The organism is Parvibaculum sp., from assembly GCF_039973015.1.
Taxonomy (GTDB): Bacteria; Pseudomonadota; Alphaproteobacteria; order Parvibaculales; family Parvibaculaceae; genus Parvibaculum.
On sequence record NZ_JBDWLT010000008.1, the window covers coordinates 278,108 to 299,564 of the forward strand.

General features: G+C 62.1%; 22 protein-coding genes. 8 read left to right on the top strand and 14 right to left on the bottom strand.

Annotated elements, in window-relative coordinates:
- Nucleotides 1-307 precede the first annotated feature (307 nt).
- Nucleotides 308-1,693 carry an aminotransferase gene (locus tag ABJO61_RS07445; RefSeq protein ID WP_348327750.1) on the top strand — a complete coding sequence of 462 codons (1,386 nt, stop codon included), beginning with the start codon at nucleotides 308-310 and terminating at the stop codon, nucleotides 1,691-1,693.
- 11 nt (nucleotides 1,694-1,704) lie between these two features.
- Nucleotides 1,705-2,127, top strand: coding sequence for a hypothetical protein (locus tag ABJO61_RS07450; protein ID WP_348327747.1), 423 nt, complete (start codon nucleotides 1,705-1,707; stop codon nucleotides 2,125-2,127).
- Between the two features lie 222 nt (nucleotides 2,128-2,349).
- Here ABJO61_RS07450 and ABJO61_RS07455 read toward each other — a convergent pair whose 3' ends face one another.
- From ABJO61_RS07455 to pdxH, 6 genes are all read right to left on the bottom strand, one after another.
- Nucleotides 2,350-3,105 (bottom strand): SDR family oxidoreductase, encoded by a 756-nt coding sequence (locus ABJO61_RS07455; RefSeq protein ID WP_348327744.1) that lies wholly within the window; start codon nucleotides 3,103-3,105, stop codon nucleotides 2,350-2,352.
- 47 nt (nucleotides 3,106-3,152) lie between these two features.
- Nucleotides 3,153-3,668 carry a DNA-binding protein gene (locus ABJO61_RS07460; RefSeq protein ID WP_348327741.1) on the bottom strand — a complete coding sequence of 172 codons (516 nt, stop codon included), beginning with the start codon at nucleotides 3,666-3,668 and terminating at the stop codon, nucleotides 3,153-3,155.
- Nucleotides 3,669-3,680: 12 nt separating this feature from the next.
- Nucleotides 3,681-3,938, bottom strand: a complete 258-nt coding sequence (locus ABJO61_RS07465; protein WP_348327738.1) for a hypothetical protein — start codon at nucleotides 3,936-3,938, stop codon at nucleotides 3,681-3,683.
- A gap of 85 nt (nucleotides 3,939-4,023) precedes the next feature.
- Nucleotides 4,024-5,622, bottom strand: coding sequence for an AAA family ATPase (locus tag ABJO61_RS07470; RefSeq protein ID WP_348327735.1), 1,599 nt, complete (start codon nucleotides 5,620-5,622; stop codon nucleotides 4,024-4,026).
- Between the two features lie 16 nt (nucleotides 5,623-5,638).
- A complete protein-coding gene (locus ABJO61_RS07475; protein WP_348327732.1) occupies nucleotides 5,639-6,619 on the bottom strand; it encodes a cation diffusion facilitator family transporter in 981 nt (326 codons plus the stop codon).
- Between the two features lie 52 nt (nucleotides 6,620-6,671).
- Nucleotides 6,672-7,298 carry a pyridoxamine 5'-phosphate oxidase gene (pdxH, locus tag ABJO61_RS07480; protein ID WP_348327730.1) on the bottom strand — a complete coding sequence of 209 codons (627 nt, stop codon included), beginning with the start codon at nucleotides 7,296-7,298 and terminating at the stop codon, nucleotides 6,672-6,674.
- Nucleotides 7,299-7,446: 148 nt separating this feature from the next.
- Here pdxH and ABJO61_RS07485 point away from each other — a divergent pair, with 148 nt between their 5' ends.
- The 6 genes from ABJO61_RS07485 (at nucleotide 7,447) to ABJO61_RS07510 (ending at nucleotide 12,245) form a co-directional block, all read left to right on the top strand.
- Complete coding sequence (locus ABJO61_RS07485; RefSeq protein WP_348327727.1) at nucleotides 7,447-7,935, top strand: RT0821/Lpp0805 family surface protein; 489 nt, start codon at nucleotides 7,447-7,449, stop codon at nucleotides 7,933-7,935.
- A 27-nt stretch (nucleotides 7,936-7,962) separates the two neighbouring features.
- Entirely contained in the window at nucleotides 7,963-8,667 is a 705-nt protein-coding gene (locus ABJO61_RS07490) for a tetratricopeptide repeat protein (RefSeq protein WP_348327724.1), read from the top strand.
- 58 nt (nucleotides 8,668-8,725) lie between these two features.
- Nucleotides 8,726-9,613 carry a DnaJ C-terminal domain-containing protein gene (locus tag ABJO61_RS07495; protein WP_348327721.1) on the top strand — a complete coding sequence of 296 codons (888 nt, stop codon included), beginning with the start codon at nucleotides 8,726-8,728 and terminating at the stop codon, nucleotides 9,611-9,613.
- A gap of 127 nt (nucleotides 9,614-9,740) precedes the next feature.
- Nucleotides 9,741-10,580, top strand: a complete 840-nt coding sequence (gene fabI, locus ABJO61_RS07500; RefSeq protein WP_348327717.1) for an enoyl-ACP reductase FabI — start codon at nucleotides 9,741-9,743, stop codon at nucleotides 10,578-10,580.
- A gap of 67 nt (nucleotides 10,581-10,647) precedes the next feature.
- Nucleotides 10,648-11,742, top strand: a complete 1,095-nt coding sequence (gene aroC, locus ABJO61_RS07505; protein ID WP_348327714.1) for a chorismate synthase — start codon at nucleotides 10,648-10,650, stop codon at nucleotides 11,740-11,742.
- The gene (locus ABJO61_RS07510; protein ID WP_348327712.1) at nucleotides 11,739-12,245 is read left to right on the top strand and encodes a hypothetical protein; all 507 of its coding nucleotides are present in this window, start codon (nucleotides 11,739-11,741) and stop codon (nucleotides 12,243-12,245) included. Before aroC ends, ABJO61_RS07510 begins: the two co-directional genes overlap by 4 nt.
- Before the next feature lie 6 nt (nucleotides 12,246-12,251).
- Here ABJO61_RS07510 and ABJO61_RS07515 read toward each other — a convergent pair whose 3' ends face one another.
- The 8 genes from ABJO61_RS07515 to ABJO61_RS07550 all read right to left on the bottom strand — a co-directional run bounded on the left by ABJO61_RS07515 (nucleotide 12,252) and on the right by ABJO61_RS07550 (nucleotide 21,399).
- A complete protein-coding gene (locus ABJO61_RS07515; protein ID WP_348327709.1) occupies nucleotides 12,252-13,496 on the bottom strand; it encodes a class I SAM-dependent RNA methyltransferase in 1,245 nt (414 codons plus the stop codon).
- Nucleotides 13,489-14,235, bottom strand: coding sequence for a TlyA family RNA methyltransferase (locus ABJO61_RS07520; protein WP_348327706.1), 747 nt, complete (start codon nucleotides 14,233-14,235; stop codon nucleotides 13,489-13,491). The genes ABJO61_RS07515 and ABJO61_RS07520 overlap by 8 nt, the downstream gene beginning before the upstream one ends.
- Before the next feature lie 8 nt (nucleotides 14,236-14,243).
- Entirely contained in the window at nucleotides 14,244-16,190 is a 1,947-nt protein-coding gene (gene dxs, locus ABJO61_RS07525) for a 1-deoxy-D-xylulose-5-phosphate synthase (protein ID WP_348327939.1), read from the bottom strand.
- Nucleotides 16,191-16,275: 85 nt separating this feature from the next.
- Nucleotides 16,276-17,184 (bottom strand): polyprenyl synthetase family protein, encoded by a 909-nt coding sequence (locus ABJO61_RS07530; RefSeq protein ID WP_348327703.1) that lies wholly within the window; start codon nucleotides 17,182-17,184, stop codon nucleotides 16,276-16,278.
- Nucleotides 17,185-17,197: 13 nt separating this feature from the next.
- Nucleotides 17,198-17,458, bottom strand: coding sequence for an exodeoxyribonuclease VII small subunit (locus ABJO61_RS07535; RefSeq protein WP_348327700.1), 261 nt, complete (start codon nucleotides 17,456-17,458; stop codon nucleotides 17,198-17,200).
- Nucleotides 17,459-17,491: 33 nt separating this feature from the next.
- Nucleotides 17,492-18,421 carry a histone deacetylase family protein gene (locus ABJO61_RS07540; protein WP_348327697.1) on the bottom strand — a complete coding sequence of 310 codons (930 nt, stop codon included), beginning with the start codon at nucleotides 18,419-18,421 and terminating at the stop codon, nucleotides 17,492-17,494.
- A gap of 31 nt (nucleotides 18,422-18,452) precedes the next feature.
- A complete protein-coding gene (locus tag ABJO61_RS07545; protein ID WP_348330967.1) occupies nucleotides 18,453-19,508 on the bottom strand; it encodes an MBL fold metallo-hydrolase in 1,056 nt (351 codons plus the stop codon).
- A gap of 121 nt (nucleotides 19,509-19,629) precedes the next feature.
- A complete protein-coding gene (locus tag ABJO61_RS07550) occupies nucleotides 19,630-21,399 on the bottom strand; it encodes an acyl-CoA dehydrogenase (protein ID WP_348327691.1) in 1,770 nt (589 codons plus the stop codon).
- Nucleotides 21,400-21,457: the final 58 nt, after the last annotated feature.

The following is a 21,457-nucleotide window of genomic DNA, read 5'->3' on the forward strand; positions in this document are numbered from 1 at the left end:
AAAATCGTCATGGCCCGGCCTCTCCGTTTCTTCCCACCCTCCCCCTGAGGGAGGGTCGAAAAACTCAAACGCAGTGCAGGGTTTTTCGGGGAGGGGTAAGCGAGAGCGTTCGGCGCATAACCGGAAGCGCGCAATTTGACGATGGCGGAGAACCCCTCCCCTGAAAATCCTGACGGATTTTCAGACCCTCCCACAGGGGGAGGGTGGTCCAGACGATAAGCGCAGAGACCTACCGCCCTTTGACACCACCCGCTCCCCCTCCCATTATGCCGCCAAGCCGCACAATGAAAATCCGAGGAGCTCCCCGATGAGCCTGTCCAACGCCGCCGTTCGCGATATCGAAACGCTTGTCCATCCCTACACCAATCTCGACACGTTCCGCGAGACGGGCCCGATGATCATCGAGCGCGGCGAGGGTATCTATGTCTTCGACAATGGCGGCAACAAATATATCGAGGGCCTTGCCGGTCTGTGGTGCACCTCGCTCGGCTATAACGAGCAGGAGCTGATCGACGCCGCCACCGAGCAGATGCGCCAGATCCCCTTCACGCATACCTTCGGCGGCAAGAGCCATGAGCGCGCGGCGGAAGCGGCCGAACGGCTCAAGGCCATCGCGCCGCACGCCGCCTCCAAGGTTCTCTTCTGCGGTTCGGGTTCGGAAGCGAACGACCAGCAGATGAAGCTCGTCTGGTACTACAACAATGCGAAGGGCCGCCCGAACAAGAAGAAGTTCATTTCCCGCACGCGTGGCTATCACGGCGTCACCGTGGCTTCCGCCTCGCTCACGGGCCTGCCCGCCAACCACCGCGACTTCGACCTGCCGATCGAGGGCGTGCTCCACACTGACTGCCCGCATTACTACCGCTACGCGGAGCCGGGCGAAACGGAAGACGAGTTCACGACGCGGCTCGCGAAGAACCTCGAAGACCTCATCATAAAAGAAGACCCGGATACGGTCGCGGCCTTCATCGCCGAGCCGATCATGGGGGCCGGCGGCGTCATCATTCCGCCCGCCGGTTACTTCGAGAAGATCCAGGCGGTGCTGAAGAAATACGACATCTATTTCATCGCCGATGAAGTCATCTGCGGCTTCGGCCGCACGGGCAACATGTTCGGTTCGGAAACATTCGGCATGAAGCCCGACTCGATCTCCGTCGCCAAGGCGCTCTCATCCGCCTATTTCCCCATCGCCGCCGTCACGGTCGGCGAGGAGATGTTCCAGGCGATGATCGACGAGAGCAAGAAGATCGGCGTCTTCGGCCACGGCTACACCTATACCGCCCATCCGGTCGGCGCCGCCGTCGCCGCGAAGACGCTGGAGATCTACGAGAAGCGCAACATCGTCGGCCATGTGCGCGGCCTCGCGCCGCGCTTCGAGGGCCATGTCGAGCGCCTCGCCGAGCATCCCCTCGTCGGTCATGCCCGCGCCAAGGGCCTTATTGGCGCCATCGAACTCGTCGCCGACAAGTCGGACAAGCGCTCCTTCGATCCCAAGGCCGGCATCGGCGCCGCCGTTGTCGCCGCCGCGCAGCGCAACGGGCTCATCCTCCGCGCGCTGGCGGGCGACATCGTCGCCTTCTGCCCGCCGCTCATCATCACGCTCGAACAGGTCGAGGAAATGTTCGCCGCCGTCCACAAGGCGCTCGACGAAGTCGAGGCGATGGTGAAGAAGGACAATCTCCGCGCAGCCTGAAAGGCCGGTTCATGACCCGCGAAATCCGTTTTCAGCTCATCTTCGAGGGTAAGGCCTCGCCGGAAGACGAGATGGGCCGCCGCATGAATGTCGAGACGGAGGCGATCCTCCAGCCCGGCGCCATCGAGGCGCAGGTTGCGGGTGGTGCGGCCACGGCGAAGTGCAATGCCGTGGTCGAGAACGACGATTATGGCGGCTTCTCGGAAACGGGCGAGATCGTCTTTGGCGGCGGCTCGCTCTTCTATACGAGCACGGGGGACGGGAGCCTTGGCGAAACGCCGGACCCTGCGGTCCAGCTCGGCCATGTCACCTTCCGCGTCGAGCGCGGCACCGGCATCTTCATGGGCGCCAGCGGCTACATCGTCTCCGCCTTCACCGTGAACGAGGACGCCCGCGTCCGCGACAGCCAGAGCGCGGTCGTTTTCGTGGGGTGAAGGTGATTTTCAATGCGATCTCTCTTCCCACCCTCCCCCTGCGGGAGGGTGGGAAGAAGCAATGCTAGATCCGTAGTCGCGGGGAGAGTTTTGAACGCCACCACACCCAAAAATGTCACCCCGCCCCAAACGGCCTGCTTTCGACCGTGTTTCGTGGACAAGTTGAGAAAGGGCCGTTTGACCCTCCCCGAGGGGAGGGTAGGTGGGACCGTCGTCGCAGACTCAAACGTGCTGGCCGCCATTGATCTGGATTTCGGTGCCGTTGACGTAGCTCGACTGATCCGTACACAGAAAATAGATCGTCCGCGCCACTTCCTCGGGCGTGCCGAGGCGCTGCATCGGAATTTCGGCGACGATCTTGTCCGTCCCCGGCGACAATATCGCCGTGTCGATCTCGCCGGGCGCAATCGCGTTCACGCGCACGCCGAGCCGTCCGAACTCGGATGCCATTTCGCGCGTCAGCGCGGCGAGCGCCGCTTTCGAGGTCGCATAGGCGGAGCCTGCGAAGGGGTGTACGCGCTCGCCCGCGATCGAGGTCACGTTGACGACCGACCCCTGCGCCGCTTTCAGCTCTTCCACGAGGCCGCGCGCCAGCATCACCGGCGCAAAGAAATTCACCTGAAAGACCTGCGTCCAGGTATCGACATCCGTATCGAAAACGCCGAGCCGGGAGCCGCCCGTTCCCTTGGGCGAAATCGCCGCATTGTTCACCAGCGCGTTCAGCCGGCCACCCTGATCCTTCAGCCGCTCGCGCATCTCGGCAATGGCGGCTTCCGTATTCTTCACATCGGCAAGGTCCACCTGGATGTGATCTTCCGGGCCCGCTTCCCAGGGGCAGTCCTCCGGGAAAGGATGACGCGAACAGGTGATCACGCGCCAGCCCGCGCTCGAAAAGCGCTTTACCGTCGCATGGCCGATGCCCCGGCTCGCACCGGTCAGGATCAGTGTCTTGCGCTCTGCATTGTCAATTTGTGTCATGGCCGCAATCTAGAGGAAGCGCCCCCTATGCGCCAGCGGTTGCGGAGCTACACGGCGACCCGGCGCTGCTGCACGGCCAACCGCTCGCTCTGAAGCCGCGCATTGATCTCCGCCGCGGCAAGCGAGGCTTCGAGCAGTTCCCCCTCCACCGCCACGCCCTTTTCATCGCGAAGCCAAAGAAGGACATCATAGAGGTGCCAGACATCCGGCGCGCCCACATGAACCGGATGCGGGAATGAAACGTCCTTGCCGGCTGCATATTTCTGCATGTTCTGCCGCGTATAGCCCAGCATCTCGGCCATATCGCTGAGATTGACGAGGTCGGGCTTTGCCTCGACCAGCTCCGCGCCGCGCAGGGCCTCGCGAACCTCGCGCCATGCCGACGCCATTGCCTGCCCGGCGCTTGCCGCATCCCGCGAGAAGCTCAGGGCAATTCTGTCCCGCTTGCCCACACCGACAATCGCATCGTCGCAGCCTGCCTCGAACAACGCATTGACGATGTCGTCGGGATCGCCGAAAGGCGCCACGAGAGAAAAGATCAACTCGAACTCATAAACGGACATCGTCTTTTCCCGCTATTCCCTGCTGTCCTGCATGTATTTGCAATGATCGATCAAACGCCGGATCTGCCTCGCGTGGTTCTCTGCGGATCGCGGCGTACTCCAGATCGAAAACTGGCAGAACTCGCCACACCGGCAGGTCTCGTCGTTCCAGGGGCAGCGCAGATAGCCGAAGCAGTGCCCCCTTCCCTTCACGAAGGTCCAGCCGGCCTCTTCCGCGTGGCGAATAGCCTGTTCGATATCCTTGTGCGGATGGCGCGATCGTCCGGCCATATTGCCTCATGGAATGATAGGGAATTCGATTTGGTTGTCAAGTGACAACCTGCGGGTATTGGGTCACCAGAGGGGCAATCTTCCCTCAATCCGCCGTCATGTCGACAGAATCCAGTGCCTCTTCCAGCACCTCCCCCGGCGTGCCCGATGCGTCCACCCGCGCCCATGTCATTTTGCCTGGATCATAGGCAAGCTGCTTGCGCAGCACTTCGATGCCCGCATCGGAGGGATCGCGCCCTTCCCTTTCGCGTGCCGCGACGCGTTCCTCCAGCACCTCCGCCGGTGCTTCGAGCCAGAGCCCGCGAAATCGCGCATCTGTCCCGGATGTCAGTTCTGCGACGGCGAGGCGCTCCTCTTCCCGCGCAAAGACGGCATCCGTCACCACGCTCCGTCCGGCTTCCAGCGCCTTGCGCGCGAGTGTGTGCATTTCCTCATAAACCCTGTTACCCACGCCCGGCGCATAGGCACCGTCCGGCAGGCGGTCGAGGGGACCGGCACCAAACATCCGTTTGCGAATAATATCGCTCCTCAGATGCACCGCACCGAGCGGGCCGCCAATCCTCGTGACAATTTCCTTCGCCACGGTTGACTTCCCCGTGCCCGAAAGTCCCCCTATGGCAACGAGAAGCGGCTGCGTTTCTTCCAGCGCCTTCAAGGCAAAGTCGAGATAGGCGCGCGCCTTTTCCCGTTTCTCATTGTCCCGCTTCTTCTCGTCGCCTTCGCCGTTCACCTGCACCGCCGTCACCTTGGCGCGCACCACCGCGCGCATGGAAACGAAGAGCGGCAGCAGCGCAAGCCCCCGGATCGCAGGCCCGATATCCTCCTCACGGAGACTGTCGAGCCAGGTGTTGAGCGCACGGGCCGCAAAACCCGCGAGCCGCGCATCGCGCCCGGCGCGAAAGGCGAGGTCCATCAGCAGAAAGGCGAGATCGTAAAGCACATCGATCCGCGCCAGCCGGTCGTCGAATTCGATGCAGTCGAAAATGACGGGGTGACCCTCCACCATCGTCACATTACCGAGGTGAAGGTCGCCGTGGCAGTGGCGCACATATCCGGCCTTGCGGCGTTCATCGAGAAGCGCGGCATGTCTTTCGATCAGCGCCTCGCTCAGCGCCGTCACGCGCCGCACCTTCTCCGCGTCGAGCACGGTTCCGGCGACGGGCTTCATATCCTCCGCGCTGCCCGCGACGATGCTTGCCGTGCCCGCCGCGCCGCCAAAATCGGGCGTCACCTCGGCCTTGCCGTGGAAGGCAGCGACATTCACGGCAAGCTCCGTTACCGCCGAAAGGTCGAGCGCGCCTTTCTCCGCCAGCGTCGCGAGAAGCCCCTCGCCGCCAAAGCGTTTCATCTCCACGAGATATTCGACTGCCTCGCCCTCATCGCCGCCGATGACGAAATCCCCGCCCCTGCGGCGCACCGGCGTCACGCCGAGATAGATATCCGGCGCCGTGCGGCGATTCAGTTCCACCTCGTGTTCGCAGGCAGCTTTCCGCTTTTCCAGCGTCGAGAAGTCGAGGAAGGTGAACTTCACCGGCTTCTTCATCTTGTAGGCGCGCGCGCCTGCAAGGAACACATGCGAGGCATGGGTCTCGATATGCGTCACCGTCTCGTTCGCGCCAAGACCGTGGGCATCGCCGCTTTCAAGAAAGCCGAGCAGCGCCTCGTTCTCGCTTCTATCGGTCAATATTCCGTCCGTTTTCTCAAGCGCGCTGGAACCGGGTGAGCTTTTCGCTGCCTGCCGGGTCTTGATGGATGATGACTTCCGAGCCGGGGAAGGCCGCCATCACATCCTTCTCGACTTCGTCGGAAATGCGATGCGCTTCCGTCAGCGTCATCTTGCCGTCGAGTTCCAGGTGAAACTGGATGAAACTGTAGACACCCGATGTGCGCGTCTTCAGTTCGTGCAGGTTCACCACTTCCGAATGCTGGCGCACGATATCCTTTATGCGCTCGCGGTCCTCTTCGGAGAACTCACGGTCCATGAGCTGGTTGAATGCGTTCATCACGATCTTCGCCGCGCTCCATGCAATAAGCGCCGCAATCACGATGCCGAAAACGGGGTCCGCCCAGTGAAGGCCGAGAAAACCCGACAGCACCAGCGCCGCGATCACCGAAAGGTTCATCAGCAAGTCGCCGCGGTAATGGATCGAGTCCGCCTCGATGGCGAGCGAGCGCGTCTGGCTCACCACGTGGCGCTGATAGGCGACGAGCGCGAGCGTCAGTCCAATGGCAATGACGACCACCGCGATGCCCGCGCCTGAGTAATTCACAGGTTCGGGGTTCATCAGCCTCGTGATCGCCTCGAAGGTGATGTAGCCGGCCGATCCAAAAATGAAGATCGACTGGCCGAGCCCCGCCAACGCTTCGGCCTTGCCGTGGCCGAAGCGATGTTCGAGGTCAGCGGGTGCAAGCGAGGCGCGCACGGCGAAGAGGTTGAGCAGGGAGGCCGCCCCGTCGAGCAGCGAGTCGGTCAGCGTACCCAGCATGGCGATGGAGCCGGTGTACCAATAGACGACGCCCTTCAGCGCGATCAGCACGACGGCGACCGCCACGGCCGCGAGCGTCGCGCGCCGCATCAGCCGCTCATATTCCGGCGCGACGCCGGTTTGTGCATTTGGGGGGATTACTTTTTTTGTGCCGGCTGCGTCCGTGGTCTCGCCGGTAATCTCTGGGGCGCTCATGCGCAGCCTGCCTCCCGGCATTTGTAACGGTTTGATGACATTACGATGACAGTCAGGGGTAGAGTTTCTCGGTTTGCCACCGGGTCGCGCCGGATTCCCTTTTGAAAACAAGGCGGTCATGCAATCTGAAAGGCCGGTCGCGCCAGAACTCGATCCGTCGCGGCACGATACGGAAGCCAGACCAGTGAGGGGGTCTCGGCACCTTCCCGAGGGCGAATTTTGCTGTAAAAACAGCGACTTGCTTCTCCAGCTCGAAACGGGTTTCCAGCGGGCGCGATTGCTTCGAGGCCCATGCACCGATCTGGCTGTCCTTCGCGCGCGAGGCAAAATAGGCGTCCGCCTCTTCCTCGCTGACGGGGACAACCTCGCCGCGAACGCGCACCTGACGGCGCAGGCTCTTCCAGTGGAAACACAGCGCGGCGGCCGGATTTTCCTTTAATTCCAGTCCCTTGATGCTTTCGAGGTTGGTGTAGAAAACAAAGCCGCGCTCGTCCACGTCCTTCAGCAGCACCATCCGCACATCGGGAAAGCCGTCCTTGTCCGCCGTCGCCAGCGCCATGGCGTTCGCATCCTCCGGTTCCTTCTCGCGCGCGAGCGCCATCCACGCGTGAAACAGCGCAATCGGCTCCTCACCGTCGAAAATCCGGTTCTCGTCCGCCTCGGCCTTTACGTCCGTCATGCTTCGTCCACTTCGCGACCCTCAGTCAAAAAGCGCTGTTTTCTGCGCTTTTTGCCACGGGGCTCCGCTCCAATCTTGCCACAATCGCACTTCTATATAGGTAAGTCTTATATCGCTTGGGGGCGACCAAAGCACAGGATTGATCGTTATGAAATTCGTTCAGGGATTGGCCATCGGGGCGATGGCGCTCTCGCTCGCTGCTTGTGACCAGAGCATGTATGGCAATGGTGGCGGCATCAACAAACAGACCGTCGGCACGGTCGGCGGCGCAGTCGCGGGCGGCCTCGCGGGCTCGCAAATCGGCGGCGGATCGGGCCAGCTCTGGGCAACGGGCGCCGGTGTGCTGCTTGGCGCCTTCCTCGGCGGCGAGATCGGCAAGTCGCTCGACCGCGCCGACCGGCAGTATATGAGCCAGACAACCTACAACACGCTTGAAAACGGCCGGTCGGGTCAGCCGGTTCGCTGGCAGAACCCGGATTCCGGCCATTATGGTACGGTGACGCCGCAGCCTGCCTACCAGCAGGGCAATTACAATTGCCGCGAGTATACGCAGACTGTTTATATCGACGGACGCAGCGAGCAGGCACATGGCACGGCGTGCCGACAGGCGGATGGCTCCTGGCAGATCCAGAACTGACAAAATCGCGGGGGCGGGCCGTTTATCATGAGTTTTCTTCGGCCCGCCCTCTCGTCCGGCCTTGTGTTGCCGGTCCTTCTTTTCGCCCTTCACCTCTCGCCCCTGCACGCAGCGCCCGGCGTTACGGTCGATGAGGGTCTTCGTCAGGTTGCGCCCTCCGAAGCGGAGCAAAAAGCTCGCTTTAGCGAGGGCGTTGCCGCCTATGATGCGGGTGACTTCAGCAAAGCCTACGAAATCTGGCTCCCGCTCGCGCAGCAGGACGACCTCGCAGCCATGCGCAATGTCGCCCTTCTCTTTCGCGAAGGGCGTGGCGTTGCCCGCGATCCCGCCCGAGCGCTCTATTTCTACGAACGGGCGGCGCGCGGCGGCCTCGTATCCGCACAGTTGAACACCGCCTTCATGTATCTCGAAGGCGATGGTATCGAACGGGACTACAAGACGGCTTCCTTCTGGTTTCATGCTGCCGCCATCGCTGGCGTTCCTGCGGCGCGGTACAATCTCGGCGTGATGTATGAAAAGGGCCTCGGGGTGGAGAACGACCCTGCCCGGGCCCTTGGCTGGTACGCGCTGGCTGCGCGCGTCGGCCACGAGCAGGCCCTTCAAAGGTTAACGCTGCTCGTCCCCAGCCTGCCCGGCCCCCCGCCGCCCAGCGAGGCCGATGCCGCGCTTTCCCGTACCACTCCACCGCCCACGCCCGCCGAATTCGACCGGCTCGACCATGGGGCGCCTTAACCAATTCGTATAGCGGCTCACCTAATCTGCGTTCTTCAGCGGTTTGGGAGTAGCGCCCTTGCGCAATCCATATGAAGTCCTGGGCGTTGGCCCCGGCGCAAGCAATGCGGATATAAAGGCGGCCTATCGCAGGCTTGCGAAAGAATTGCACCCCGATACGCGAGGCGGATCGGCTGCACTTCATGCCCGTTTTCAGGAAGTGACGGCCGCCTATAATCAGCTCAAGGACGAGGCATCGCGCCGCCTTTTCGAAGCGGAGCGGTTGAGCGAAGCCGCTCAGCGGCGACGGGAACCCGCCTTTGAGGAAACCGCTTCTCCTTCAGTTGCTGCGCAAGATGCACAAGACGACGTCTTCTCCGAGCTCTTCGAGGGCATCAAGAATGCAGGGAAGCGCGTTTTTCGTGCTCGCGGGGAAGACCGCAGCTATCGTCTTTCCGTCAGCTTTCTCGAGGCGGCAAACGGTGCACGAAAGCGTGTGAAACTCGCCGACGGGCGGACTGTCGAGCTTGCCGTTCCCCCCGGCACCACGGATGGCGGGAAAATCCGCATGCGCGGTCAGGGCAGCGAAGGCCATGGTGGCGCAGCACCGGGCGATGCCATCGTCATCGTCGATGTCGCGGCACATCCCCATTTTGCGAGGGAAGGTGCGGATATCCACCTCACCCTGCCCGTCACGCTGCCGGAAGCCGTACTCGGCGCGAAGGTGGAGGTGCCGACTGTTGCCGGCCCGGTGACGCTGACGATCCCTGCAGGCTCCAATTCAGGCACGAGGCTGAGACTCAGGGGAAAAGGGCTTCCTGAGGAAGGCGCCGCAACCCGCGGCGATCAATATATTACCCTCTCGCTCACACTCCCGGACGTTTCGGACCCCGCCCTCAAGGACTTTGCGTCAGGCTGGGCCGCCGGCCTCAAGCACAATCCACGCAAGGGTTTTTCGGAAAACTGAACGGTCACGAATCGACACGAATCGTGAAGAAAGCCCATCCTTGCCGCACGGCTTTTTTGTTAGACCGGTAGGGGCTTTTGTGTAGGATGCGGCTCGATTTTCGGCCAAGACAGTTCACGGGGAAACGATGAGCGAAGCCATCACCAGCACGAGCCCGGTCGTGAAGGGCAGCCTGATGAAGGGCAAGCGCGGCCTTATCATGGGCGTTGCGAATAATCGCTCCATCGCGTGGGGTATTGCCAAGGCCTGCGCCGAGCAGGGCGCTGAAATCGCGTTCACCTATCAGGGCGAAGCGCTGCAGAAGCGTGTTTTCCCGCTCGCGGAATCGGTCGGCTCGACGCTCGTTCTGCCCTGCGACGTTACCGACGCCGCGAGCATGGACGCGCTCTTCGAACGTCTCTCGAAGGAATGGGGCAAGATCGATTTCTTCGTTCACGCCATCGCCTATTCGAACAAGGACGAGCTCGACGGACGCTACGTCGATACGACGCTGGACAACTTCACCGCCACCATGGCCATCTCCTGCTACTCGTTTGCCGCGCTCTCACAGCGCGCCGAGAAGCTGATGCCGGACGGCGGCTCCATCGTTACGCTTACCTATTACGGTTCCGAGAAGGTTATCCCCCACTACAACGTGATGGGTGTGGCGAAGGCCGCGCTCGAAGCAAGCGTGCGCTATCTCGCCGTCGACCTGGGACGAAACAATATCCGCGTCAATGCCGTTTCTGCCGGGCCGATCAAGACGCTTGCAGCCTCAGGTATCGGCGACTTCCGCTACATCCTGAAGTGGAACGAACTCAACTCGCCTCTGAAGCGCACGGTCACTATCGACGAGGTGGGCAATACCGCGCTCTACCTCCTCTCCGATCTCAGTTCGGGCGTTACAGGCGAAGTCCATCATGTCGATGCGGGCTACCATGTCGTGGGCATGAAGGCCGAAGATGCGCCGGATATGAGCATCGTCTGACAATCTCCTGTATTGTTCCTGCCGGTTCACAGCTTGAGGCAGGCCTTTCAAGGCCAGACGGACAGCCATGTCGCATAATACGTTCGGTCATCTCTTCCGTGTCACGACCTGGGGCGAAAGCCATGGGCCGGCGCTCGGCTGCGTGATCGACGGCGCACCGCCCCGGATTCCGGTGAAGGCGGAGGATATCCAGCACTGGCTTGACCGGCGGCGGCCCGGCACATCGCGCTTCACGACGCAGCGGCGCGAGCCCGATGCCGTGAAAATCCTGTCGGGTACTTTTGTCGAAGACGGCATCGAACTCACCACCGGTACGCCGATTTCGCTGATGATCGAGAATGTCGATCAGCGCTCGAAGGACTACGGGGATATCGTCGAGAAATTCAGGCCAGGTCATGCCGACTTCACCTATTTCTCCAAATACGGCATTCGCGACCATCGCGGCGGCGGACGCTCCTCCGCGCGCGAGACGGCAGCGCGCGTCGCGGCGGCGGGCATCGCGCGCGCCATGCTGCCCGGCGTCAGCATTCGCGGCGCGCTTGTGCAGATGGGTCCGCACAAGATCGATCGTGCGAACTGGGACTGGGAAGAAACCGAAAACAATCCTTTCTGGTGCCCGGACAAGACGGCTGCCGCAAAATGGGAGACCTATCTCGACGGTGTGCGCAAGGCGGGATCATCCTGTGGCGCGGTGATCGAAGTTGTGGCCTCGGGCGTTCCCGTGGGCCTCGGCGCGCCGATCTATGGCAAACTGGATGCCGACCTTGCGGGTGCGATGATGAGCATCAATGCGGTGAAGGGTGTCGAGATCGGCGAAGGCTTCGCGGCGGCAGCACTCTCCGGCGAGGAAAACGCCGACGAAATGCAATCCACCAATCACGGCCTTGCCTTCTCGTCGAACCATGCGGGCGGTATTCTCGGCGGGATATCCACGGGGCAAGATGTTGTAGCGCGCTTCGCGGTAAAGCCCACTTCCTCGATCCTTGCCCCTCGCAAGACGGTGACCAAGGGTGGCGAAGAGACGGAAATCGTGACCAAGGGCCGGCACGACCCCTGCGTCGGCATTCGCGCTGTACCCGTGGGCGAGGCGATGATGGCCTGCGTCCTCGCAGACCACTGGCTGCGCCATCGCGCACAGGTCGGCGAAGGGCACACCCCATGAGTGAGCAGGACTACCTGTCCGCTCAGTACGTGAAACAAAAGGGCGAAGGCATCGTCTATGGCGGTCTGATGATCGCCTTCGGCATCGTTCTTTTCGGAGTTCCGCGCGCGCCGCTTATTTCCCTTGTCGCTGCGGGTCTCTCTGCCGGGGTGGCCGTCTATCACTGGCCCTTTGTCAGGAAGAACCGCAAGGCGCTGGCCATCTCTCCGGCCGGGATCACACTTGACCGGCTGGGCCTGCTGCCGTGGAACGCGATTGCGGATGTGACCATCGTCGAGCGATATATCCGAATGATCCGCAATGCCGATCTTCACATCACCTTGCGCCGGCCACTGAATACGGCGGTAGAAAATGCGCCGAACGCGAGTATCTTTCAGCGCTACATGTACCGCTGCTGGAATGCGCCTTCTTCCATGGAAGTCGTCGTAAAACTTTCGACGCTCGACACGCGGCCGGAAGAGGTCGAAGGGGCGGCTCGCCAGCACCTTCCACGCGATATCTGACAGCGCTCAAGCGCGCCGGAATATCCCCACCAGTTCGACATGTGCCGACCAGAGGAACTGGTCGATGGGCGTCACCCCCTCAAGACGATATCCCCCGTCGAGAAGTGCTCGTGCATCGCGGGCGAAGGTCGCCGGATTGCAGGAAACCGAAACGACAAGCGGCACATCCGATCTTGCGATCTCTTCAGCCTGAGCAAATGCGCCAGCACGCGGCGGATCGATAACGATGGCATCGAATTTCTTCAACTCATCCGCCAGCAGCGGACGGCGTGCGAGATCCCGTGTCTCGATGGTCACGGGCTTCAGGCCGAGATCCGGCCCTTGCCGATGTACGGCGCGCTCCAACGCGGCAAGGGCTTTTTTTTCTCCTTCGACGGCATGAACCGAGGCGCCGCCCGCCAGTGCGGCCGAAAAAGTTCCGCACCCGGCAAAGAGATCAACGACATGGCGTGCGCGGCCCACACCTTCACGCACGAGACGTACAAGCGCCGTCTCCCCTTCTGCTGTCGGCTGAAGAAACCCTTTCACCGGCAAACCAACACGCAGACCGGACAGGTCGATCTCGGGCAGACGCCGCTCGGCGAGGATTTCATCATCCCATGAAAGACGCGCAACATTCGCGGCCTGTGCACGTTGCCCGAGCTCTGCGCGCAACGGTCCATCGAGCGGCTTGCCGCCCGTGACGGCGACGTCGAGGCCATTCAAGGTCGAGGTAACGAGAATGGAAGCCCGGGTGCGGCGCGAAAGACCCGGCAAGACCAGCTCACCCAATCGCGCCACGAATTGCTCGATTTCGGGGACAACCAGCGGACATTCGGAAATGGCGACGATCTCGTGGCTTCCACGTTCGTAGTAGCCCACTGTCACGCCTTTTTTTGTGCGCGTAGCCGCGAAGGTGGCGCGGCGGCGGCTTCGCGGTGCAGTAAGAAGAAGCGGTGCGACCTCGGTTTCGATCCCGCGCGCGCGCAAAGCCGCCTCCACCTGCTCGCGCTTCCAGACCGCATAGCCGGCAGGCGCCAGTTGCTGGATCGAGCATCCGCCGCAGCGCATGAAATGACGGCAGGCAGGTGAGACACGTTCCGGTGAGGGCGTGACGATCTTCAGGAGAGAAGCGCGCCCTCCCCCTTCAGTCGCAACACGGACACGCTCACCCGGCAGCACGTAAGGAACGTAGAGCGTTTCGCCTTCAACGTCGGCGAGGCCATCGGCCTGCGCGCCGAGCGCATGAATGTCGATATCGATCTCAGCCATGTTTGCGCGCCGCTATGAGGAATTCGCGATTGCCATCGCCACCTTCGATGGGGCTCGGCGTTACGCCGAGAACCTGCCAGTTCATTTCATCCGACAACCAGGCCGAGATATCCTCGCATACCCGCTCGTGCAGTGCTGAATCGCGCACGATGCCGCCCTTGCCGACATTCTGCGGACCCGCCTCGAATTGCGGTTTGACAAGCGCCACGAGGGTCGCGCCCGGCTCGGCGAGAACGAGTGCCGGGGGCAACGCTTTTTGAAGGCCGATAAAACTCAGATCCGCGACGATGAAAGAGAAGGCTTCGGGGATCGTTTCACGCGTGAGATCGCGCGCGTTCAAACCCTCAAGCGAGCGCAGACGGCCGTCTTCCGCGACTTCCCGTGCAAGCTGGCCATGCCCCACATCCACGGCAACAACGGATGCCGCGCCTCGCTCCAGAAGAACCTGCGTGAAGCCGCCGGTGGATGCACCAAGATCAACGCAAATCTCGCCCGAGGGATCGAGGCCGAAAGCATCAAGCGCGTGAAGGAGTTTCAGCGCACCGCGCGAGACGTATTCGCGCTCCGCCGCCTCCATTTCAATCTCATCTGCCGGTCCAACCATGTCGGAGGGCTTCGAGGCGAGTTGTCCCCGCAGGCAGACCTGGCCGGCCTTGATTGCAGCCTGTGCGCGCGTACGCGTCGCAACAAATCCCCGTTCGACCAGTGCGAGGTCGAGGCGCATTTTCCCGCTATGCATGGAGAGGCTCAGACGAGCTTCGGCAAGGATTGCGGCGCAAGCTCGCGCAAATCCGCGATCTGCCGTTCAAGGCCGAGAGCCGCCACGGCCGTCTCCGCGATCTGGGCCGCATTGAGCCCCGCGGCGTCATACATCTTCTCGGGCTTGTCCTGATCGATGAAGATGTCGGGCATTGCCATGGGCCGCACCTTCAAGCCGCGATCAAGCGCGCCGGAGCGGGCAAGGAAATCCAGCACATGGCTGGAAAAACCACCGATGGAGCCCTCTTCCACCGTAATCAGCACTTCATGCTCGCGCGCGAGGCGGGCGATCAGATCCTCATCCAGCGGTTTGGCGAAGCGCGCATCTGCGACCGTTGTCGAAAGACCAAGCGCGGCCAGATGATCCGCCGCCTTCAAGGCTTCGGCGAGACGTGTGCCGAGCGAGAGGATCGCCACCTTCGAGCCTTCGCGCAGAACGCGGCCCTTGCCGATTTCGAGCGGTGTGCCGATCACCGGCATCTCGACGCCGACACCCTCGCCCCTGGGATAACGGAAGGAGGACGGACGGTCGTCGATGGCAACCGCCGTCGCAACCATGTGCTTCAACTCCGCCTCGTCCGCTGCCGCCATCACGACAAACCCGGGCAAACAGGCAAGATAGGTCACATCGAAGGAGCCTGCATGAGTGGGACCGTCGGCGCCGACGAGCCCCGCGCGATCAATCGCAAAACGCACCGGCAGGCGCTGGATTGCAACATCGTGCACGACCTGATCGTAGGCGCGTTGCAGGAAAGTCGAATAAATGGCGGCAAAAGGCTTGAAACCTTCCGCGGCGAGGCCTGCGGCGAAAGTCACTCCATGCTGCTCGGCAATGCCGACATCGAAAGTGCGCGTGGGGAACTTTTCACCGAACAGATCGAGGCCCGTGCCAGAAGGCATGGCTGCCGTGACCGCGACGATCTTGTCGTCCTGTTCCGCGTGTGCGACGAGCGCTTCCGCGAAGACCTTTGTATAGCTCGGCGCATTGGCCTTCGCCTTCGCCTGCGCGCCCGTGACCACGTCGAATTTCGAGACGCCGTGATATTTATCCTCGGCCGCTTCGGCAGGCGCGTAGCCCTTGCCTTTCTGGGTCACAACATGAATGAGAACCGGACCTTCCGCGTCGCGCACATTCTTCAGGACGGGCAGCAAATGGTCGAGGTTATGCCCGTCTATCGGACCGACATAATAAAGACCCAGCTCCTCGAAGAGCGTGCCGCCCATTGCCATGCCGCGCGCATATTCCTCGGCGCGCCGCGCGCTTTCCTCAAGACGCTTCGGCAGGAGCTTCGCGAGCTGCTTGCCGAGATGGCGCATGGAACGGTAGGTACCGCCCGAGAGCAGTCGCGCGAGATAGGCGCTCATGGCGCCGACGGGCGGCGCAATCGACATGTCGTTGTCGTTCAGGATAATGACGAGACGGCTGTCCATTGAGCCGGCATTGTTCATCGCCTCGTAAGCCATGCCCGCAGACATGGCACCATCACCGATCACGGCGATGACGTTGTTGTCCCCACCCTTGAGGTCGCGAGCGACAGCCATGCCGAGGCTCGACGAAATAGACGTCGAGGAATGAGCGGCCCCGAAGGGGTCGTAGTCGCTTTCGGCGCGCTTGGTGAAGCCGGAGAGGCCCTCGCTCTGACGCAACGTGCGGATACGGTCGCGGCGGCCGGTCAGAATCTTGTGCGGATAGGCCTGATGGCCGACATCCCAGATGATCCGGTCATCCGGGGTGTTGAAGACGTAGTGCAGCGCGACCGTGAGCTCGACCACGCCAAGACCCGCGCCGAGATGTCCCCCGGTCTGCGAGACGGCGTCGATCACCTCCAGGCGCAGCTCGTCGGCAAGCTGACGCAAATCGGCTTCGTCGAGCGCGCGGAGATCCGCCGGTATTTTTACCCGGTCAAGAAGGGGGGTGGCAGGACTTCTGGTCAACACTCACCTCGGCCGCCATGGGCCCGATATGGCCGGAATCCGGCCCTGAAACGAGAGCCGGAAAATCGTGTGCCATTCACGTCTCTCAGTTGCGGCGCGTTATAACGAAATGCGCAGCCTGACGCAAAAGGTCGGCTCTTTCGTCAAATAAATCAAGATGTTGGATAGCCTGATCGGCAAGCATCCGAGCCTGTCCGCGTGCGCGATCCACACCCATGATCGAAACAAAGGTCGCCTTGCCTGCGGCTGCATCTTTTCCGACCGTCTTGCCCAGCGTTTGGGCATCGCTTTCGGCATCGAGCAGGTCATCCGCGATCTGATAGGCAAGGCCCATATCGTGTGCGTAGGCGTGAAGCGCGTGATCGGCCTCCGCCGAAGCGCGGCCAAGAACCGCGCCTGCCTCGCAACAGAAGGAGATCAGCGCCCCTGTCTTCAATTGCTGGAGGCGAGTGATGCCGCCAATGTCGAGTTCCCTGCCCTCGCTGGCAAGATCGATCATCTGCCCCCCCACCATGCCATGTGCGCCCGCGGCATGCGCCAGACGGCGCACAAGCTCCACCCGGACGCGCGCACGTTCATGGGTCTCGGGGTCCGCGAGAATGTCGAAGGCAAGCGTAAGGAGCGCGTCGCCTGCGAGTATGGCGGTCGCCTCGTCATACTCCCGGTGCGTCGAGGGCAAGCCGTGGCGAATGTCGTCATCATCCATGGCCGGGAGATCGTCATGGACAAGCGAATAGATATGCACGCATTCGGCGGCCGCCGCCGCCCGGAGCGCGGCATCTGCCGACACACCGAAAAGCGACGCGCTCTGGCAAACGAGAAAGGGACGGAACCTCTTGCCGCCGCCAAGCGCCGCATAGCGCATGGCCTCGGCCACACGACCTTCGGGCCCTTCGGTGCGCGGCAGCAGACGGTCGAGCGTCCTGGCGACGTCTTCCGCCGTGGCCGAAAGCGCGGCTTCAAATGATTGTGTCGTACCGGGGGAAAAACTCATCGGCGGCGGGTGCTCAGCCCACATCCAGAGGCTCGGTGCCTGAAGGCTCACCGGAAGAGGACAGACTGATCTTATCGATTTTCGCTTCGGCCGCCTTGAGGCGGGCCTCGCAATGCGCCTTCAGCGCCGTGCCGCGCTCATAGAGATCAATGGATTTTTCCAGTTCGGCGCTGCCGGATTCGAGCTGGCTTACAATCTTTTCGAGTTGCGCAAGCGCTTCCTCGAAGCTCAGCTTCTCGATGTCCTTATGGGCGTCGGCTTTGGCGGCGGACATGTTCGTCTCCTCTCGCGCATCGTTCTCAGGTCTTCAGGCGGTGAGCATCAGCGCTTTCACGTGAGCTGCGGCGCTCGCCGCCAGTGCTTTCAAGTCATATCCGCCCTCAAGGGCAGAAACAACGCGGCCTCCACAGAGCCTGCCGGCTGCTTTCACAAGTTCGGCAGTCGCCCAGCCGAAGTCTTCGTCGGTGAGCTGTAAATTGGCCATCGGGTCCGCCATATGCGCATCGAAACCCGCCGAAATGAAGATGAAATCGGGGCGAAACATCTCGATGGTGGGGATAACCGAATCCGACATCGCGGCCCGGAACTCCCCGGATCCCGCGCCGGGCTGCAGGCAGCGATTATAGATATTACCGAGCCCGTGCTCACTTGCCCGGCCCGTGCCCGGATAGAGCGGCCATTGATGGGTCGAGATGTAGAGAAGCGAGGGGTCTATCTCGAAGGCGGCTTGCGTGCCATTGCCGTGATGGACGTCGAAATCGAGCACGGCGACACGCTCACAGCCATGCACTTCGCGCGCATGGAGCGCGCCAATGGCTATGTTGTTGAAAAGACAGAAGCCCATGGCGGTTTCGGGCTCGGCGTGATGCCCCGGCGGGCGCACCGCGCAGAAGCCGTTGCGGGCGCTCCCTGCCATAACCTCATCCACCGCATGAACGACGGCGCCCGCCGCACGATAAGCCGCTTCAAGCGAGCCCGGCGACATCGAGGTATCGGCGTCGATGCGTCGGAAGCCCTCCTGCGGCACCGACCCTTCGATGAAGTCGATATGGCTTTCGGGGTGGACGCGAGCGATCTGTTCACGTGTCGCGCGCGGTGCCTCTACACGCTGGAGCAGCGCGAATTCTTCTGCTTCGAGCGCGCCCAGCACCGCGCGCAACCGGTCCGCGCATTCGGGATGGCCGGGTGGCGTTTCGTGCTCAAGGCAGGCGGAATGGGTGACGAGAAGCGTGGTCATTTTCCCAGCCTAGCACATGGCAAAGCGGGCTTCAGGCGCGGCTGTACCAGTCCACGCCCTTCTCGTCGCGGCGCACTGTCGCAAGGCCCCGTCCCAGCAGGCAATTCAGGTGGGCGAGGCTTTCGCCTGTTGCCATGAAAAAGACTTCCGGGCCGATCTTGCGCTTGAAAAGAGCGGGAAAAACATCAATTGCGCGCTTCGGCTCGTCCAGCATGTCGAGGAGCTTGGCAAGCCCCTCCTCGTGCCCGTCGATGAGCTGCGTCAGACGCTCGTGAAGACCGTAGAAAGGCTCGTTGTGTGCGGGCAGAACGAGGACATCATTGGGCAGGTTTTCGCGGATGCGCTTGCAGCTGTCGATCCACTCCTGAAGCGGGTTTTCATAAGCTTCGGTCGGATGGACACTGATATTCGAAGATATCCTCGGGAGCACCTGATCGCCGGAAATCAGGATGCGATCTTCCTCGCAATAGAGGCAGACATGCTCGGGGGCATGGCCGGAGCCGACGACGACGCGCCATGTACGCCCGCCGACACTCAATTCATCTCCCTCACGCAGACGGCGGAAGATATCGGGCAGTCGCGAAACCCGCTGACCGAAGCCGCCGAACCGCTTGCGATAACTTTCGACGCCACGATCGCTGAAACCGGCGGCGCGGTAAAAATCGAGGGCTTCCTGCGGTGCATCGCGGCCCGTATCGAGGACAAGATTGCGGCACATCAGGAAGTCGGTCCGCGACATCTGGAGGTCGACGCCCCATTTACGGCTGAACCAGCCCGCAAGGCCGACATGATCGGGGTGGAGATGGGTGACGACGAGGCCGGTGACCGGCTTGCCGCGCAGACCCGTCTTGAAAATCTCGCGCCAGAGCGCCTTGACCTCATCGGAGGCAACGCCTGTATCCACAACCGTCCAGCCGTCGCCGTCTTCCAGAAGCCAGAGATTGATATGGTCGAGCTGAAAGGGAAGCGGCATCCGCACCCACCAGATGCCCGGCGCGGCTTCCATCATTTCAGCCGGCTCCGGCACCCTGTCGAAGGGATAACGCAGACCGCGACTTTCTATGGGTGCCTGGGAAATATCGGACATGTGAACTCTCGAACGGGCGCGCACGGAAACTCGCGCGGCACCCGTCCGTGATAGGCGCAGGGCGAAGCGAGGTCAAACCGGCCTTTCACCATGCCAGCCTGACGCTGCGGAAAGAGGCTTCTCAGTCTGCAAAAACGGCGGAGTCGCCTGCCATCAGGCTCTCCGCTCCTGCCGTCGCCGGGGCAAGAAGGCCGTGCACGGCAGGCAACACATTCGCCGCATAAAACTGCGCAATTTCGAGGCGCGATGCCGCCTTGCCGCCGAGCGCCGCGCGAGCAAGGTAATGCCCGCCTGCCGCCGTACCGAAGAGGCGGAGGTAAGGCGTTGCGCCCGCAAGGCAATCGTTCGTGGCAGACTTCACCTTTGCGAGCATGTAGTCCGTCGCCTTGTCCAGCGTGTCGAGCGCATCGTCGAGCGCCGCACCGATGCCCGTCAGAACCTTGTCGTTCGATGAGCGCGCCTCTCGCGCCGTGTCCCGCATTTCAGCAATGAAAGCACGCGCGACATCGCCATTTCCGAGCGGCAATTTGCGCGTCACAAGGTCGATTGCCTGAATGCCATTGGTGCCTTCATAGATCGGCAGGATGCGCGCATCGCGCAGGAACTGCGCCGCGCCCGTTTCCTCGATGAAGCCCATGCCGCCGTGAATCTGCACGCCGATGGAGGCCACCTCGACACCGATATCGGTGGAGAAGGATTTTGCGATGGGGGTCAGGAGATCGGCGCGGGCCTGAGCGGCACTGCGCTTATCCCCGGTGTCGCCAGCATGTGCAGAATCGATCGCGACGGCGGTTGCGTAGCAGATCGCACGCGATGCATCCGTCAGCGATTTCATGGTGAGCAGCATACGGCGGATATCGGGATGTTCGATGATGGGTGCCATTTCACCAAGCGGAAGATCCGATCCTGCGGGGCGGCCCTGCTTGCGTTCTTTCGCGTAGTCCAGCGCGTGCTGATAGGCGGCTTCCGCGATGGCCACGCCCTGCGTGCCGACAAGAAGACGGGCGTTGTTCATCATCGTGAACATGCAGGCGAGGCCGCGGTTTTCCTGACCGATCAGCGTGCCGATGGCGCCTTCCCTTTCGCCATAGGACATGACGCAGGTGGGGCTGCCATGAATGCCGAGTTTCTCTTCAAGGCCGATGCAGAAAGCATCGTTGCGGCTCCCGAGAGAGCCGTCTTCATTGACGAGGAACTTCGGCACGAGGAAGAGCGAGATGCCCTTGGTGCCCGCAGGCGCATCGGGCAGGCGGGCGAGGACGAGATGGACGATGTTTTCCGCCATGTCGTGATCGCCATAGGTGATGAAAATCTTGGTGCCGGTGATGCGATAGGTGCCATCGCCCTGCGGAACGGCCTTTGCCTTCAAGGCATTAAGGTCGGAGCCCGCCTGCGGCTCAGTGAGGTTCATGGTGCCGGTCCACTCGCCCGAGATGAGCTTGGGGAGGTAGAGTTTCTTCTGTTCCTCGGTGCCATGAGCCGTCAGCGCTTCGATGGCGCCCTGGCTGAGGATCGGGCAGAGGCCGAAGGAAAGGCAGGCCGCATTCCACATTTCCTGCATGGCGACGGAGAGCGCCACGGGCAGGCCCTGTCCGCCGAAATCCGGCGTGGCTGCGAGGCTGCCCCAGCCGCCCTCCACCCATTTGCGGTAGGCATCAGCAAAGCCCGAAGGTACTGAAACGTCTTGGTTATTCAGCTTGACGCCTTCGGCATCGCCCGAGCGGTTCAAGGGGGCCAGGACATCCGCCGCAAGCTTCGCCCCCTCTTCCATCACGGATTCCACGAGGTCCGCCGAAAGGTCCGCGAAGGGGCCGGTGCCCATCAAACCATCAAGGCCCGCGACCTCATTCAATGTGTAAGCCATGTCGCGAACGGGCGGACGATATGTCATGAAGGCTCCTCAACTACAAAGAGACGCGGGGGACGGCTGATTTCGTGCCTTTTACTGT